Origin of the sequence: Kiloniella sp. (assembly GCF_965205715.1) — a bacterium.
Taxonomy (GTDB): domain Bacteria; phylum Pseudomonadota; class Alphaproteobacteria; order Kiloniellales; family Kiloniellaceae; genus Kiloniella.
In genome coordinates, this window is the sequence record NZ_CBDBHW010000012.1 from 50,871 (window position 1) to 67,593 (window position 16,723).

The following is a 16,723-nucleotide window of genomic DNA, read 5'->3' on the forward strand; positions in this document are numbered from 1 at the left end:
GGATATGGAGAAATATCTCAAGAAAGGTATGTCTTACGCCGCTGATACTTTGTGTTTGGAAGATGGGGTTCCTTTAAATTTATTAATGCCGACATTGGGGGGCAAGCAGCTTTGGCGTGATGAATGCGTTTTTGTCGGATGGCGGATACAGTCCAACCTTTATAGCGGCCACTTCAGATTATTAGACCCGGATGATTTTCGACAAGCCTGGGGAAGTTATGATGTCTGCCTCTTCGAATTAGAAAAAGTGATAAGAGAAAAGGGAATTAAGGCTCCTGTCGATCCCAAAGAGGGTGGTATTCATCTGGTCATGATGGTTCACGGAATTACGCGTTCGGGTGATAGTTTTTCCAAGATGGAGCCTGTTTTTGTTGAACAGGGGATGGAGGTAGCCGCTATTACCTATCCTTCGACAAGAGCAGTTATTCAAGAACACGCCGACCAACTAGACCAAATACTTAATCGCAGGCCTGATGTTACAAAAGTATCATTTGTCACGCACTCCATGGGTGGGTTGATTGTTCGTCAATTGTTGGCCCAAAAAAACAACTGGTTATCCCATACAAAATTGGGGCGCGTTGTTATGATTGCTCCTCCTAACCAGGGTTCAATGATTGCTGAATATGTAAAGCAAAGAACTCTTTATCAATTAATCTACGGAAAGTCGGGCCAGGAACTCATCCCTGATGCCGTGCAGAATCTTCCGATACCTTTGTGTGAGGTGGGGATTATTGCTGGGGGACGATCAGATGGTAAGGGCTATAATCCGCTGCTTTCAGGGGATGATGATGGCGTGGTGACAGTAGAAGAAGCCAAGCTCTTGGGGTGTGATGAGTTTCTGGTGTTGCCCGGATTACACTCATCCCTGTGTAGCCAAAGTGATGTTATTACGGCAGCTTTAAATTACATTCAATCGGGTGAGTTAACCAATTAAGGAATTCTGATGTTAGAAAAGAGAAGTTTGGTTCTGCTCGTTAGTTTAGCCTTAACATCTGTGGCAATGCTTTTTGTGCCACCAATCCCTCAGGACCCTCTTTATCACCTTTTTGCCGATATGCGGAGTTGTCTCGGGTTGGTAAATTTTGGTGATGTTACGTCGAATGCTGGGTTTTTGTTAATTGGGTTTATCGGGTTGATAAAACTAAGAACCCTTTGGGGCGAAGGGCGATTTTCAAGTTTTAACCAACTTCTTCCGTTTTTAATTTTCTTTGTCGCAGTTGTCCTTGTTGCACCTGGGTCGGCTTATTATCATGCAGCGCCAGATAATGATCGCCTGTTTTGGGATCGCCTGCCGATGACAGTTGCTTTTATGTCGCTCTTCGCCGGTATTTTAGCAGATCGTGTTCATCCGCTATTCAGTGGTAAAGCGCTGTGGGGAATGATCGTTCTTGGTGTCGCATCGTTGGTTTATTGGCAGCAAACAGAACTGAATGGTGTTGGAGATCTCAGGCCATATGTTTTAGTTCAATTTTATCCCATGATCGCCTTGCCTCTCATATGTTGGCTTTATCCCAAAGCCAAGTTTACGCCGGCAAAGTACTTGATCTGGATGTATGTTTGGTACGCAGTTGCCAAAGTATTAGAGTTCCTCGACGGAGAAATTTATGCTGCGCTTGGAAACACTATAAGCGGTCATAGTCTTAAACATCTCGTTGCTGCTGTGGCTGTATATATGGTGGTACGCATGCTTGGTGAAGGACGCCGCAAGGTAAAAGCTTCCCCATAAACAATGCTTCACAATGGGGTTTCTTGTGCCTAAGGTTGTATTTTGGGGGGCTGATGCTCCACAGACTATCATGATTTGTGTTTGCAGAGAGTATGTGTGGAATAAGGAGGAAAAATGAAAATTCAAATAATCCGTTTATTCGCCGTATTGCTCTTTGCACTACCAACCCCGGTGTTGGCAGCGCAACATAAGCTTCCAAGTGGAGGCGTTATTGATGTGCCTTTGGATTCTGAAGTTATCACGGACCAAGCTGGTCTCGACGCGACAATGACAGAAGTGTCGGGAAAGCCAGATCCTGATGTCGAGGGAATATGGTTTTCCGATGATGGCGGGGTTTATTACGAATCACATGAAGAGGGGTATGTCAGCCTCGACGATTGGGGGGATATGGATGCTGATGCTCTTTTAGAATCCTACATTGAGGGGACAAAAGAGCAAAGCAAACTTATGGGCCATAAAGTTGAAGTTCTTGGCTGGGCTATTCCACCGACTTTATCTAAAAATAAAGCGATAGCCTATTACTCCCTTAAACTAAAATTTGGCGAAGAGGAGCCCCTTGTTAATCTCGTGATCTATAAGTTTGGTCGCTATGGCTATGAAGAGATCACTTTGGTTGCTGGAGCTGATGCCGTATCAGATTCTGAGGCTGAAAGAGTGGCGCTAAAAGTGGCGAGCTCATTTGATTTTGGGAAAGACGCAAGTTACGCCGACTATAGGGATGGTGATAAAGTGGCCGCTGTTGGGGCCGCGGGCCTGCTTGCAGCTGTGTTTGGATCTAAATTAGCCAAGACAGGACTATTTGTAATGCTAGCGGCTTTTGCTAAAAAGGGATGGTTTTTGATCTTTATACCCTTGATTTTCGGGTGGCGAATTATCAAGGAAAAGTTGTTCGGTCCATAAGTAGGGTTTCAGAACGGAAACAAAAAAAGGAGCCTGATTAGGCTCCTTTTTTGATCTAGTTATTCATGCTTTGGGGGATTTAAATTCCGCCCATGCACAGGTATTTGATTTCGAGGAAATCTTCCATACCGTATTTTGAGCCTTCGCGACCAACGCCACTTTCTTTAACGCCGCCAAATGGCGCGACTTCGTTAGAGATGATGCCTTCGTTGATACCAACGATACCGTATTCAAGGGCTCTGGATACGCGCCAAACACGGCCGATGTCCCGACTGTAGAAATATGCGGCGAGACCAAAGGGGGTGTCATTGGCCATCTTCACCGCTTCTTCTTCAGTCTTGAACTTATAAAGCGGTGCTACCGGGCCAAAAATCTCTTCACTGAAAATACGCATATCATCTGTAACGCCGGTAATCACGGTTGGTTCAAAGAAGGTTCCCCCGAGATCGTGAGGATTGCCACCAATGACAGTTGTTGCCCCTTTACTCGTGGCATCACCGATGAGCTCGCTGACTTTGCTGGATGCGGCTGCATTAATCAGTGGACCTTGTTGTGCACCTTCTTCAGTGCCAGGAGCAACCTTCAGAGCGGCTACCTTCTCAACCAGTTTCTTTGCAAAAGCATCATAAACACCTTCTTGAACCAGTACACGGTTGGAACAAACACAAGTTTGGCCCGCATTACGGAATTTACTCATCATTGCGCCTTCGACTGCGGCATCAAGATCAGCGTCTTCGAATACGATAAAGGGCGCATTGCCGCCCAATTCCATGGAAGTCTTTTTGACGGTGTCAGCACACTGCTTCATGAGCAGTTTACCAACCGGTGTTGATCCGGTGAATGTCAACTTACGAACAATTGGACTTTCCGTCAGGGCTTTACCAATTTGTTGGGGAATGCCTGAAACGATATTTACAACGCCTTTGGGAATGCCTGCGCGTTCTGCGAGTTCAGCCAGAGCAAAGGCACTAAGTGGTGTGTCTTCAGCAGGTTTGATAACAACTGTACAACCTGCTGCGATTGCAGGGGCGCATTTGCGTGTGATCATCGCAATGGGGAAATTCCAAGGGGTGATTGCTGCAACAACACCGATTGGCTCTTTGGTGACAACCAGGCGACGACCCGGTAGGTGTTCTGGAATGGTATCACCGTAGATACGTTTACATTCTTCGGCGAACCATTCCACAAAGCTTGCGCCATAAGCAACTTCACCCATAGCCTCGGCTAAAGGTTTGCCCTGTTCCAGGGTCATAAGCAAAGCAAGGTCGGCCTGATTTTCCATGATCAATTCAAACCATTTGCGCATGATTTGGGCGCGCTCTTTTGCTGTTCTATCTTTCCAGGGGCCAAAGGCTGTTTGCGCGGACTCAATAGCTCGGATCGTCTCTGCTTCGCCCATTTTTGGGACAGAGGTGATGATTTCGCCATTCGCAGGGTTGGTAACAGCAAAGGTTTCTCCACTGTCAGCGTCTGCCCAAGTACCATCGATATAGCATTTATTACGCAGCAATGAAGGGTCTTTAAGTTCCATAGTGGCCTCACGGATTAGATAGGAAGAACGGCATCATAGACACAGCACATTGCCTAGGACAACGGCCCAGAGCGAATATTTATTTAGTTCCAGAAGTTGAAAAGAGGAGTTTGTAGAGGCTTGTCTGTAAGGGTAAGTTTTTTTTGAAAATTAAAGCGTAATTTCAATTGATTAGAGAGAGGTCATTTGAGCTTGTTGCTGGAATGCATAGGTGCCTTTCCATTATGGAATTACTAGATCGCTTTGCTTTTGTGTTACACTAGGGTATACGAACCCTGCGCTACTTACGTGAAACTGGAGCCATCAGCGCAATGTCGGGCTCCCCGGTCGCAGCCTACCCGGTAGAAAAACAAGGATTGGAACGAATGAAAACACTCGTCATCTGTTCAGGTGGCTTGGACTCGGTCACGCTTGCGCACAAGGTTGCTGCGGAGGCTGAGTTAACGCGCCTGATATCTTTCGACTACGGACAACTTCACAAGAAAGAACTCGATTATGCCCGCCTTTGCGCTGAGCGCTTGGGGGTTCCTCACAACATCATAGATATTTCAAACGTTGGTGCTTTACTTTCAGGATCAGCGCTGACAGATGATCTTGATGTGCCTGATGGACATTATGCAGAAGAAACAATGAAGGTTACGGTTGTTCCCAACCGTAACGCGATTATGCTCGCCATAGCCTTTGGTGCGGCCGCTGCTGAAAATGCAGACGCTGTTGCCGCTGCTGTACATGGTGGTGATCATTTCATTTATCCGGACTGCCGGCCGACCTTCATTGATTCCTTCGAAGAAATGCAACGTCACGCCCTTGATGGCTATGCCGCGGTAAAACTCTATACGCCTTTTGTACATATTCCCAAAAGTGATATCGCAGCCGAGGGATCTCGTCTCAAGGTTCCTTTTGAGGAGACTTGGTCTTGTTACAAAGGCCATGAACACCATTGTGGACGCTGTGGAACCTGTGTGGAGCGCCGGGAAGCCTTCCATGTCTCTGGAGTAGATGATCCGACGGTATATGAAGATCCAGACTATTGGCTCGAAGCCGTTGAAAAAGCAAAGGAGAGCTGAGGTATGTACCGGATTTCCAAACAATTTGCTTTTTCTGCGTCGCATCAGCTCATGGGCGTGCCTGAAGGGCATCCTTGCTCACGTCTTCACGGTCACAACTATATCGTTGAGATTGAACTCTCGGGTGAAAATCTGAATGAAGCTGGTTTTGTTCGGGACTATCTCGAGCTTGGAGAGCTGAAAAAATACATTGATGAGGTCCTCGATCATCGTCACCTTAATGAAGTTCTCGGAGATGACAATGTCACGGCTGAACGTCTTGCAAAGCTTTTGTTTGACTGGTCATTTGAGCGTTGGCCTGAAGTGACGGCTATGCGTATCAGTGAAACGCCGAAAACCTGGGCTGAGTACAGGCCATGATTGCCAGTATCTCCAATGACAATGCGTCAGAGATAAAACCATCTGCAAATGAGTTGCCTAATACGCGAACCATCCGGGTTAGCGAAATATTTGGCCCGACTATTCAGGGTGAAGGTTCCCTGACCGGAGTACCAACAGTTTTTGTTCGTATGGGTGGCTGTGATTATCGCTGTAGTTGGTGTGATACGCTCTATGCCGTAGATTCAAGCTTTCGCGATCAGTGGAAACCGATGTCACCAGCTGCGATCATGGAAGAGGTTGCTTCCCTGTCAGGGGGCAAGCCCCTGTTGGTTTCGCTCTCGGGTGGAAATCCTGCGATTCAACCACTAGGCGGTTTGATAGAGATAGGGCAAGAGCAAGGTTATCGCTTTGCTTTGGAAACACAAGGCAGCGTGGTAAAGGACTGGTTCTCCAAACTGGACAACCTGACCCTCAGCCCGAAACCGCCTTCATCAGAGATGGAAACCGATTGGGAACTGCTTGCTGATTGTGTTGCTGCGGCTGGTCCGGATACAGAAACGGTCTTGAAGGTCGTGGTCTTTGATGACATCGATTATGCCTATGCCAAAGAAGTACATCATCGACATCCCCAACTTCGGATCTATCTTCAACCCGGAAATCATACACCGGGCACCATTGAAGAGACCGAACCGACAATTGACATTTCAGGCGTAATGGATCGCATGCGGTGGCTGGTTGACAAGGTCGTTGAAGATGGTTGGTACGACGCGACTGTACTGCCCCAGCTTCATGTCTTGATTTGGGGTAATGAACGCGGTGTCTGAGAATCGTTAGGCACTGGTTACGAATTACATACTCAGCAGTCTGTGACGAAACAGATAGCTGCTCTTAAGCACGGAGCTTAGTTGAAAATGACTGAAGAAAATATTTACTCAAACCTTACCCAATTGGGTAGTGAGACCAAGCTTCCGGAAACACCAGAAGCGGCGGTAATGGAACGCGTAGCCAACCCGCAAAAGGGAACGGGTTATGTTGTGCGGTTTACGGCGCCAGAATTCACATCGCTATGTCCAATGACAGGCCAGCCTGACTTTGCGCATTTGATGATAGATTACGTGCCAGGGGACTGGTTGGTTGAGAGTAAATCACTTAAGCTTTTCCTTGGTTCATTTCGAAACCATGGCGCTTTTCATGAGGACTGTACGGTTTCTATTGCGAAGCGTCTGGAAGAACTTTTAGATCCAAAGTGGATACGAATTGGTGGTTACTGGTACCCACGTGGCGGTATTCCAATTGATGTCTTCTACCAATCGGGTCCAGCCCCAGAGGGAATATGGATTCCAGATCAAGGTGTGCCACCTTATCGTGGTCGGGGCTGAATTATTCCAAGACTAGCTAAGAAGGCCTTGCAGATGCAGGGTCTTTTTTTGTCACGATTCTATTTATTGGTAAGCAATTTTATTGAGTAACTTGTTTGTTGCCCAATCTTGGTAAGGCCAGGTGGGATGTTGGCTGTACAGCCCAGTTCGGTCAGGGATATATTGTTCTTCTGTTATTTTTTCACGACAACATAACAGCATGTCGACGTTGTCTCCGTCGTTAGACAGCGGCCAAATGCAGCAGATAAAAGCCCTATAATCTTCGCCTACTTTAAAGAAGCTGGGATAGGCTACGGGTTCTTTCGTTTTGAGAACATCCTGATAGGCGATCCGCATTCTGTTTAGGGAATCTTGTTCTGGAAAATCATCAATATCTCTATTGGTAAAAGATCCACCAACTCTTTCTTGAATGTTACTACCCAGAAGCCTTACCTTGAATTGAGGGGCATCAAGGTCACTGGTTCTTATAACGTCAATAAGAGACACGTCACCCAGTGCGTAAGGAAAATCAACCGGGTCGATGTCCTTGCGTCCGGGAAACCAGTTGTTTCCTTTTTTTTTGCTCCAATAGGTATGGAGCAATTTTAGGTTTGTCATAACGTCGATACCACACTTTAACTATCGTCTAAACATTGCCTACCCGTTGACCAATACTCAAAGGGTCAACCTAACGAGGTGAGTTTAAATATTTACCCCCAAAACGGAAGGTAAATATGTATGGTAACGCTATTATGCACCCCTTGATTGATTAAGTGGTTTGTGGAAATGGGTTGTTGATTTCGGAGGTTAGTCGGCTGCGACCGTAACTTGTTTTTGTGTCCCCAAACCATCTATACCCAGTTCCATTGTCATTCCAGGGCGAAGGAAAATCGGTTCTGGTTTAATGCCCATACCAACGCCCGCAGGGGTGCCCGTTAGAATGATATCTCCGGGGACGAGGGTCATGAATTGGCTGAGATGACTGACAATTGTCGGAATGTTATGGACCAAATTTTTGGTGGTACCGTTTTGACGGCGAATACCATCGACTTCGAGCCAGATACCCAGATTATGCGGGTCGTCGATTTCATCCTTGGTCACCAACCAAGGTCCGATTGGGCAGAAGGTATCGTGACTTTTGCCTTTAACCCATTGGCCAGAACGACGCATTTGGTAATCCCGTTCAGAGACGTCGTTTGCCAGACAGTAACCTGCAATATAATCAATGGCAGAAGCTTCATCGACATACTTAGCTCTGCTACCAATTACGATTGTAAGCTCAACTTCCCAATCGGTTTTTTCGGATCCCCGGGGAATTTCTACGTCATCATTGGGACCGCAAATGGAAGAGTTCGCCTTCATGAATATCCGGGGTTCAGGGGTCGGTTTGGCGCCTACTTCAGCAGCGTGATCGTGGTAGTTGAGCCCGATGCAGACGACTTTGTTCACACCGCTGACACAAGGGCCAATTCTGGGATTGCCTTCGACAACGGGCAAGCTCAGCGGGTCTATGGCTCTTAGTCTTTCGAGGGTGGTATCATCAATGTTTGAACCATCAATATCGGGGATAATAGATGAGATATCGCGGATGTTTTGTTGATTATCAAGCAAGCCAGGTTTTTCCTGACCGACAGGGCCATAGCGCAGTAATTTCATCTCTTATCCATCCCTATACTACTTATCGGACCAATTGATTGATTTAGTTTGCCGTATAGTAACCCTGGTTAGGGTGTTTGGCGATTATTTGTGTCATGAGAGGTAGACGAAATACCTGTGACAAACTGGAACAGGGACGGAGTTCGCAACTCGCCCCTGCTCTTATTCCTATATAATCAGTTCTAAAAGTCGATCACAACATCGCCGAGTGGATTAGAGCAACAAGCCAGGACGTAGCCATCGTCGATCTGCTCCTGAGTGATGCCGCCGTTGTGCACCATGTGGACATCGCCAGAAACTTTCTTGACCTTACAGGTTCCGCAAACGCCAAACTGGCAGGCGCTTGGAATGTGCAGTCCGGTTTTCTTCGCTGCGGCCAAAATTGTGTCTGATTCTTTAACGCGTGTATCTTTTTTAGATTTTGTGAAACTAACCGAGGATTTCGCATCATCATCAATAATGACATCGTCGTGTTCTGGGCGATCTTCTTCTTCGATAATAGGACTATCGAAGCTTTCCTCATGGTACCGGTCCATGTCGAAACCGGCAGTGTTTAGAATGTCACGTACCGCCTGCATGAAGGGGGCGGGGCCACAGCAGAAAATTTCACGCTCCTGATAATCGGGAGACATCAATTCCAGCATCAGTTGATTGAGCCGACCGGTGTAACCTGTCCAAGCGCCATAGGGGTCGGGCTCTTCACAGGCAAAGGCGACTTTGATGTCACTTACCCGCGCGCTCATGCTTTCCAGTTCCCGACGGGCGATGATGTCAGAGGGGGTACGCGCACAGTGGATGAAGTGGACATCAGTGTGGATGCCGTAGTCAAAGAGCCATCGTGTCATGGAAAGCGTTGGTGTGATTCCGGCACCCCCAGAAATGAACAGATATTTATCAGCCATGTGGTCGTGAAGTGTAAATAGACCAGCGGGGCCGTGTGCCTTGATTTTGTCGCCTTCTTTAAGGTTGGCATGTAGCCATTTAGAAGCGTACCCGTTCTCTGTCGCCTTTACCGTGATGGAGATGGAAAGAGGACGTGAAGGGCTGGATGACAGGGTGTAAGTTCTTAAAACAGGTTTGCCGTCGATTTCTAATTCAATGGTTATAAACTGCCCGGGAAGGTAGCGAAACCAGCTGCTATCATTTGTCTGAAAACAAAAAGTTTTCACATCGTGTGTATCCTGAAGGATCATCACGCATTCAAGCATTTGCGAATGACTATCCCAGGGTGTAGTCGTGTTTAGTTCTCTGATAGCCTGTTTAACAGCCATTGTTATTTCCCCAACTAATGCCTTTTAAGGCTTTGTTTTTTGTGGGGTGCACTAGGCACCCCTGTTTTGATTTGTTTGAAGTTATTCGCCAGCAACGACTTGTAGTTTTGCCGGGTCAAATAGTTTCCCAAGCATGTCAGCGCTGTACCAGTTGATGAAGTTGATTACACCGAACTCTGCGCCTTCAGCGTAAGGGCCGGGTTGGTATGCTTTGGAGTTGATGCCGAGTTGATTGTTTTCAGCCAGCTCTCTGTCTTGATGGTTGGTCGCATTCCATACCTGAACCATTTTATCGATGTCGTAATCTTCGCCTTCAACGGCGTCTTCGTGCACAATCCACTGGGTTGTGACGAGGGTTTCCTGAGGCCCAACGGGTAGGACACGGAAGACAACCGAGTGGTCACCCATGAAATGGTTCCAGGTGTTGGGGAGGTGTAACAAGCGCATGGAACCCATATCTGGATCGGTTAGATCGCCCATGAGTTTTTGACACGCTTGGGTGCCGTCAATGGTCATAGAGACAGTACCGCCAGCAAGAGGCATGCGAACAGCGCGATATTGGAGGTTATGAGGGGTTGATTCGTGTTTGATCCCCAAAGCATTCCAATCGCGTGTTTTCTTGGCGACCAGTTCTTTGAACTCAGGTGTGGCCCGGGGATCATCAGTATTGTCAAACTCGAGCAGGGAGTTGAGGAGTTCAGGATGAGAACCGTTGCAATGATAACATTCGCGGTTGTTCTCAATCACGAGCTTCCAGTTCGCTTTTTCGCTAATGGTGATTTCATGGGCAACCTTGGCCCGTTCGAGAGAGTGCGGTTTCAAGAAAGGCTCTACCGCTTCTTTGAAATGGTCAAAGGCGGGAGGGTTCTCGGCCAGGCAGACGAAGATCATGCCGCCGGCGATACCGATATTCGCTTTTTTGAGCGGGAAATCTGCAGGGTTGAAGCCGTCTCCCATGTTGCCGGCAAAAAGAAGGTTCCCATCCAGGTTGTAAGTCCATTGGTGGTAAGGGCAGACAAGCTTGGCCTTTTGGCCTTTTTCTTCCAGGCAAACTTTTGAGCCGCGGTGACGACATGTATTATAGATTGCATGGATTTCGTTGTTATCATCTCTGACAATGACTAACGGGTCATCGCCGATAGTTAGGGTAAAGAAATTACCAGATTTGGGAACGTCACAAACGAGGCCAGCAAAAATCCAGGACTTGCCGAACACGTGTTCCATGTCGAGATTGAAGAAATCGGGATCGTTATAAAATTCTCTCGGGAGGCTGTAGTTCTGCTTTTTACTACGAAGTAGATCAAACATCTTATCGTGGGCTGATATACTCATCTCTTGGTCCTAATCACCACTATTGGCTCACCATATCTGGTGCATGTTTTAAAAGCTTACAGTGGGGTATGGATACGCACTCAGCGACAGCCGCGCAGGTGCACGGATGATAGCTTTGAGGTCGTTCCAATCGCCCACCGCGATTATCGACTTGCCTCAGGCTGGTTTCCGGACTCGAGAGGAGGCTTGCCGCCAAAGTACGCACCCTTCCCAGAGCTGTGCTCCAGTGGTTATATGCGAACCTATTCCTCTCCTACCGTTGCGGGGGCAGTGTCTGGTTTGCGTCTTAGACTAAATTTACGCGTACCGACTTCCCAATTATTTACCCAACATCGATAACTTGATCTTGAGTAACACCTGGAGGAGTTGTCGTTATTATTTCTTTCGACAAGGGGAGTTTTACGAAAACTCCCGGCTGATTCGCCCTGAAAAACGACTGGCAGATTAGCGTTTGCGACAAGGGTGTTTAACGTTGTAAATATCAGTCGTTGCTATGGTAAAAGTAGTCGTGATTATTTGATTACTCAGGATGTTTTTTTTATGAATTCACGGCATGTGCCCATTACAGATGAGTTGCAGAAATACCTTCTTAACGTAGGTGTGCGTGAAGACTCTTTGCTTGCTAGGTTGAGAGATGAAACTCTGGCAATGCGCTTTGGGCATATGCAGGTTAGCCCAGAACAAGGTCAGTTTTTAGCATTTTTGGTCGATCTTCTCGGTGTGAAGTCGATTCTGGAGATTGGTGTTTTTACGGGCTACAGTAGCTTGTGTATGGCACGCGCTCTCCCTGAAGACGGTGTGCTGCTGGGGCTGGATAATCAGAAGAAATTTACGGATATAGCACAGGCTTATTGGCAAGAAGCCGGGGTTGACAACAAAATAGAACTCAAGCTTTGCGATGCCTTGGCCGAGATTAACCGGCTTCGTAAAAAGGCGCCGAATTTTGATATGATTTTCCTCGATGCAGATAAAGAGCGCTATCCAGCTTATTACGAAGCTTGTCTCGCGATTTTAAAACCGGGTGGCCTGCTCGTCGTTGATAATGTTCTTTGGTATGGAAATGTTGCAAAGGCGTCGGTAACCGAGCCCATAACCGAGGCCATTCGTTTTGTAAATGAGACTATCGTCACGGACAAAAGAGTCGAGATGGTGATGCTCCCCTTTTCAGACGGCATGACCCTCGTGAAAAAGAAGCTTCAACAATAACAGCCGTTAAGCAGTAAGATCCTTAAGTGCTTGTATTATGCGGGCAAAGGCTTTTTCTGCCCGAGGGTTTTGTGTCGTGCTCGAAGCCAGCCATGCATTAGGCCAGGCTCGACGACAGATTTCGCCGTAACACCTGCAGCTTTTAATTTATCGACAAAATCAGGTCCATCATCTGCGAGTGGGTCGAGTTCGGCGGATGAAACATAAGCTGGCGGCAGGTTGGTGAAATCTTTGGCCTGTGCCGGGAATATCTTGAAGTCCGCCTTATCTTGCGCTGTTGCCGTCCGACCAAGGTATAAATCGATATAAGTATCCATTTCAGATGCATTAAACAAAGGTGCATTTACCTGATGGAGGCGAGATGGCAATGGCTCACTTGATAGAGCTGGGTACAGGAGAAGTTGACCATTTATCCAGGGGGCGTTGAAGCCGAGCAAATGGATATCACGGGCAATCAATGTGACCACGGCAGCCAGGTTCGCCCCCGCAGAATCTCCACCTATGACCAAGCGATTAATATCGACATCAAATATTTTGGGGACTTCTGTAATTGTTTGATATACGGCCCAACAGTCATCTACTGCTGCAGGATATGGGTGTTCTGGTGCAAGCCGGTAATCTACGGCGATAACCTGCACACCAGCCTGAATGGCAAGATCCGCTGTAATAGAATCGTGACTATCCAGACCACCGAGGATCCAGCCCCCGCCATGAAAATACAGAAGTGTTGGCAGCAGGCCTATGAGATCTTTAGGGCGATAAACCCGAATCGGAATATCGCAATCAGGGCCTTCAACTGCGCCTTCTAGTATTGTTAGGTTTTCTGAGTGAGGGGACTGGAAATGTTGGCACATCTGGTTATAGCCGTGCCTAATATCTTCGAGTTCTGTTGTGTCAGGTGTTGAGAAACTTTCCGTCTCACTCACAAAATCCCGCAGTTCTAGATCCAGTCCACTACTCATATTATATACCTGTGAAATTGATTGCCGATTAGAGAATGCAGTGTTTAGCGAAGTCAGTTGCTTCGTTAGCAGACCAGTCGCCTTTAGGTTTTTCTTTCAAGCCGTCGCACCACTCTTGGCTACCAACTTCTGGTGAGCAAGCCGTAAGTGCTGAAATGAAAAGTGCGGCCAAGGCCAGCTTGATATAGTTCATTTTTCCCCCTACCCAAAATGGGTCTAATAAGCAAATGAGTGTCATAAGATCTTGATCATTCTAAGTCAGATTTCCTTATCTGACTACCACGTGATTTTACGGATGCGTAAAAAGGATTGTTTTTTTATGAAATGACCATCTCAGGCGTGCAAATTAGACTGCGCATTACAAGTCGAGTGTCAGGCGCGAACTTTTCGCTCTGGAGCAACAGACCATTATGACTTGGTTTTCATTCTTTTCATCATCAGTCAGAATCATGTCTCTATGGTCGACGTTCCCCTCTAGCAGGCCGGTTTCGCAGGTGCCGCAAATTCCTTCACAGCAGGCATGATCAACGAAGATGCCGTTTTCCTCTAATACGGTGAGAATGCTTTTATCCGCAGGTACCTGAAAGACTTTCCCTGAACTCTGTATGACAACTTCAAAGCTTTCGTCATCTTCCCTTAGGCCCGTGCTTTCGTCTGCAGCAAAGTGTTCAAACCGAACGGTACTCGCCGGCCAGGCCGTGGTGGCTTCTTTTACAGCATCCATAAGGCCTGTGGGGCCACAGCAATAAATTTGAACACCGGGATCTACCCGGCCAAACAGCGATTGGGTTTTCAACGGTCCGTGGGTATCATCGAAAGATAGTATTACGTGGCTGGAAAGTTCACCGGACTTCAACTCATCCATAAAGGCAGCACGGTTTTCGTTCCGGCAGGCGTAAAACAGCTGAAAGGGTTTTCCGAGAGCCTTTAGGCGTCTGGCCATGGACAGGATTGGGGTGATGCCAATGCCCCCGCCGATGAGCTTGTATCTTTGCGCACTTTCATCGAGTTCGAAATGATTTCGAGGGATAGAAATTTCGATCTCATCGCCGACTTGAAGATTATCGTAGAGGTGCTTTGAGCCCCCGCGACCTTCTTCTTCTTTCTGGATGCCAACAACATAACGTAAGCGTTCATCTTGGGAGTTTGATAGTGAGTACTGTCGGACCAGTCCGTTCTCAAGAAAAACATCAATGTGTGATCCTGCTGTAAAGGACGGCAACGCTTCCCCATCTGGGCTGACAAGCTCAAAGGTTCGAATGTTGAGAGCCTGATCCTTGATAGCATTGATAAGGACAGTAATCCTTTGGGTCATTATTTCGGCTTTCCTGAGTGGTTATCTTTTATTGTCTTACAGTTACTCTTACCGTTTTTATTTTCAATTGCTATCCAATACCCGCCAAAAAACTGGATATCTATTAAATTGGTGCTTTGGGTGAAAGAGTGCAACGCCTCGTCCTTCATGGATCAGGTGGAGGCATGGTTAAGTGTTTGTTTATAGAAAGATAAAAATACCCACCCTGTAACAACTAAAGTGTTTCTGGCCTTTTTTCGCCTGTTGCTTGTGTTAATGTGGCTAAATGGTTTCAAAAACAAAACGCTGGCAAAAAATAATGAGAGCCGTTTCAGGATTAGGGGTTCTTCTGATCCTTACAAGTGGCTCTTTGGTTTACTATCGGGTTCCCGTTGCTCAGTACCTAATTGATCATGCGGCTCTGCAGGCAAAAATTCCAAACTTCCAAATCAGGGTTTCTGAAATATCACTAGATGAAATAATTGTAGAAGAGCTTGTAGCCGGCACTGCAGAAGAATTTTCATCGGATAAAGTGCAACTGAATTTTGACATCATTGATTTGTGGCAGGGCGGAATTTTAGAGGTCAATATTGATGGGTTGGTGTTGGCGCTGGATGTTACTGGGGCTAAACCTTTGTTGGGTTCGCTTGATGTTCTGTTTGGTGAAGGAGGGGGAGATGCAACGGGACCGATGCCTACTTTACCTTTTCAGCCCGAACTCCATTTAACGAATAGCGCCCTGAACATAATGGCTGAACCTGGGGTAATCCATCTCCCTTTGGCCGCTGAAGTTATCGGGTCTTCCGAGGATAACCTCCAAGGTTGGGTGAGTTTCGATGGCGGAACATTGGGCGAGCGCGAACCGGAAGAATTTTACCTAGGATTGATTTTTTCACCATCAGATTTGCAATTCGATTGGGATATCGATTGGATGGAAATCGGAATAAAAGGTGGTGGTTCTGCATCCTTCTTTTTAGATGATCCCGGACTGAGCTGGAATGTCTATGGGGATGTGGCGGGTAATTTACCTGTTGGGTTTATTAGAAACTCTGTTCCTGAAATCAAAAATGTTAGCGGAGAAATCAAACTAGACGGTACCGGTTCGATAAAGGTTTCTGGCCCGATGCCTGACAGATGGCGCACGGCCATTGGCCCTATCCTCAAGGGGTTGAAAACTGCGACAGTGAATTTGTCTGTAGAAACGCAGACAAAAATTGGCTTGGCTGGAGGCATGTTGATTGAGGGTGATGTCCCCCTAAAAATTCAACAACATGGAAAAGAAACACTCCTCAAATTAACTAGAAATGCGACCTATTCAGTGGTTAACCTGGGATCTGACAGGTCTCTTCTTCCCGAAATAGGTAATTTACTTGGGGAGGAGGTTACGGGTGAATTATTGAAAGATGGGACGGATTTTTCTTTATCTCTGGATGGGGAACGACCTTATTCTGGTAAATTGAGTGGAAAGGTCAAAGGGCAAACCGAGGCGGACCTGGAATATGTGGGAGAGGCATCTGGCAATCTGGCAGAAGACTTTACTGCAATAGAAAAAATCCAGGGAAAGCTATCCCTTCTTGCAAAGAATGTAGTCTTGCCAGAAATCAAAGTTAGTAAAGCACGTATCAGCGCGAGCACATCTCACGAAGCTAACGAGGGGTGGGAAGGTGACTGGAGCACAAACCTTGAAGGTGCAGAATTTCCAAGTCTCATTGCGAGGGGCAAGGGGCATTTGAAGGTGTCTGATGCTACATTGGGCGCGAACTATCATCTTATTGAAAATACGTTGGCGTTGGATAAGGGGCATGGGAGCATTATAATTTCTTCGCTGCGTATCCCGAAAAAAATAAAGACATCAAATGCCGTTGCTATTGATGTTAAAGGCTTTGAGAGTTCGCTTAATTTATCTTCGTCTCATGATAGCAGTCCCGTCTTGCAAAATGTTACTGCGAGAGCTGAAGTTAAGGCTCTCAAGGGCGAGCTTGTCGCAGAAGATCAAACTATTTCGCTCTCTACAATTGGAGTAATCATAACCGGTGAAGTTGATGGAAACTGGAGGTTGAAATCAACAATTGAGGCACTTCTCCGCTTTGTTGAGTAGA

At 46.9% G+C, this 16,723-nt stretch carries 17 protein-coding genes and 1 riboswitch; of the genes, 9 read left to right on the plus strand and 8 right to left on the minus strand.

The genetic code is table 11. The features are described from left to right. Positions 1 to 4: 4 nt before the first annotated feature. From ACOGW3_RS10545 to ACOGW3_RS10555, 3 genes are all read left to right on the plus strand, one after another. A complete protein-coding gene (locus ACOGW3_RS10545; RefSeq protein ID WP_419902932.1) occupies positions 5 to 934 on the plus strand; it encodes an esterase/lipase family protein in 930 nt (309 codons plus the stop codon). 9 nt (positions 935 to 943) lie between these two features. Then, positions 944 to 1,726 (plus strand): hypothetical protein, encoded by a 783-nt coding sequence (locus ACOGW3_RS10550; protein ID WP_419902933.1) that lies wholly within the window; start codon positions 944 to 946, stop codon positions 1,724 to 1,726. A gap of 114 nt (positions 1,727 to 1,840) precedes the next feature. Further along, positions 1,841 to 2,626 (plus strand): DUF2167 domain-containing protein, encoded by a 786-nt coding sequence (locus ACOGW3_RS10555; protein ID WP_419902934.1) that lies wholly within the window; start codon positions 1,841 to 1,843, stop codon positions 2,624 to 2,626. 79 nt (positions 2,627 to 2,705) lie between these two features. On the opposite strand, the gene ACOGW3_RS10560 is transcribed toward ACOGW3_RS10555, so the two are convergent. Further along, positions 2,706 to 4,157 (minus strand): NAD-dependent succinate-semialdehyde dehydrogenase, encoded by a 1,452-nt coding sequence (locus ACOGW3_RS10560; protein ID WP_419902935.1) that lies wholly within the window; start codon positions 4,155 to 4,157, stop codon positions 2,706 to 2,708. Positions 4,158 to 4,468: 311 nt separating this feature from the next. Between ACOGW3_RS10560 and queC the strand changes: the two genes are divergently transcribed. From queC to queF, 4 genes are all read left to right on the plus strand, one after another. Next, the gene (gene queC, locus ACOGW3_RS10565) at positions 4,469 to 5,224 is read left to right on the plus strand and encodes a 7-cyano-7-deazaguanine synthase QueC (protein WP_419902936.1); all 756 of its coding nucleotides are present in this window, start codon (positions 4,469 to 4,471) and stop codon (positions 5,222 to 5,224) included. Positions 5,225 to 5,227: 3 nt separating this feature from the next. Beyond that, positions 5,228 to 5,584, plus strand: coding sequence for a 6-carboxytetrahydropterin synthase QueD (gene queD, locus ACOGW3_RS10570; protein ID WP_419902937.1), 357 nt, complete (start codon positions 5,228 to 5,230; stop codon positions 5,582 to 5,584). Further along, complete coding sequence (gene queE / locus ACOGW3_RS10575) at positions 5,581 to 6,369, plus strand: 7-carboxy-7-deazaguanine synthase QueE (RefSeq protein WP_419902938.1); 789 nt, start codon at positions 5,581 to 5,583, stop codon at positions 6,367 to 6,369. Before queD ends, queE begins: the two co-directional genes overlap by 4 nt. A gap of 87 nt (positions 6,370 to 6,456) precedes the next feature. Beyond that, positions 6,457 to 6,924 (plus strand): preQ(1) synthase, encoded by a 468-nt coding sequence (queF, locus tag ACOGW3_RS10580; RefSeq protein WP_419902939.1) that lies wholly within the window; start codon positions 6,457 to 6,459, stop codon positions 6,922 to 6,924. A 63-nt stretch (positions 6,925 to 6,987) separates the two neighbouring features. Here queF and ACOGW3_RS10585 read toward each other — a convergent pair whose 3' ends face one another. The 4 genes from ACOGW3_RS10585 to ACOGW3_RS10600 all read right to left on the minus strand — a co-directional run bounded on the left by ACOGW3_RS10585 (position 6,988) and on the right by ACOGW3_RS10600 (position 11,162). Further along, a complete protein-coding gene (locus ACOGW3_RS10585) occupies positions 6,988 to 7,521 on the minus strand; it encodes a PAS domain-containing protein (protein WP_419902940.1) in 534 nt (177 codons plus the stop codon). A 189-nt stretch (positions 7,522 to 7,710) separates the two neighbouring features. After that, positions 7,711 to 8,559, minus strand: coding sequence for a fumarylacetoacetate hydrolase family protein (locus ACOGW3_RS10590; protein ID WP_419902941.1), 849 nt, complete (start codon positions 8,557 to 8,559; stop codon positions 7,711 to 7,713). Positions 8,560 to 8,741: 182 nt separating this feature from the next. Then, positions 8,742 to 9,830, minus strand: coding sequence for an FAD-binding oxidoreductase (locus ACOGW3_RS10595; protein ID WP_419902942.1), 1,089 nt, complete (start codon positions 9,828 to 9,830; stop codon positions 8,742 to 8,744). An 81-nt stretch (positions 9,831 to 9,911) separates the two neighbouring features. Continuing rightward, positions 9,912 to 11,162: an aromatic ring-hydroxylating oxygenase subunit alpha gene (locus ACOGW3_RS10600; RefSeq protein ID WP_419902943.1), complete on the minus strand. Its 1,251-nt coding sequence runs from the start codon at positions 11,160 to 11,162 to the stop codon at positions 9,912 to 9,914. A gap of 141 nt (positions 11,163 to 11,303) precedes the next feature. Further along, positions 11,304 to 11,538, minus strand: a riboswitch (cobalamin riboswitch). Between the two features lie 164 nt (positions 11,539 to 11,702). Here ACOGW3_RS10600 and ACOGW3_RS10605 point away from each other — a divergent pair. Next, on the plus strand, positions 11,703 to 12,368 hold the full coding sequence (locus tag ACOGW3_RS10605; RefSeq protein ID WP_419902944.1) for an O-methyltransferase: 666 nt from the start codon (positions 11,703 to 11,705) through the stop codon (positions 12,366 to 12,368). A gap of 35 nt (positions 12,369 to 12,403) precedes the next feature. Here ACOGW3_RS10605 and ACOGW3_RS10610 read toward each other — a convergent pair whose 3' ends face one another. The 3 genes from ACOGW3_RS10610 to ACOGW3_RS10620 form a co-directional block, all read right to left on the minus strand. Further along, positions 12,404 to 13,330, minus strand: coding sequence for an alpha/beta hydrolase (locus tag ACOGW3_RS10610; protein ID WP_419902945.1), 927 nt, complete (start codon positions 13,328 to 13,330; stop codon positions 12,404 to 12,406). Between the two features lie 28 nt (positions 13,331 to 13,358). Next, complete coding sequence (locus ACOGW3_RS10615; protein ID WP_419902946.1) at positions 13,359 to 13,523, minus strand: DUF3012 domain-containing protein; 165 nt, start codon at positions 13,521 to 13,523, stop codon at positions 13,359 to 13,361. Between the two features lie 165 nt (positions 13,524 to 13,688). Further along, positions 13,689 to 14,645 carry a PDR/VanB family oxidoreductase gene (locus tag ACOGW3_RS10620; protein WP_419902947.1) on the minus strand — a complete coding sequence of 319 codons (957 nt, stop codon included), beginning with the start codon at positions 14,643 to 14,645 and terminating at the stop codon, positions 13,689 to 13,691. A 265-nt stretch (positions 14,646 to 14,910) separates the two neighbouring features. Here ACOGW3_RS10620 and ACOGW3_RS10625 point away from each other — a divergent pair, with 265 nt between their 5' ends. Beyond that, a complete protein-coding gene (locus ACOGW3_RS10625) occupies positions 14,911 to 16,722 on the plus strand; it encodes a hypothetical protein (protein WP_419902948.1) in 1,812 nt (603 codons plus the stop codon). Position 16,723: the final 1 nt, after the last annotated feature.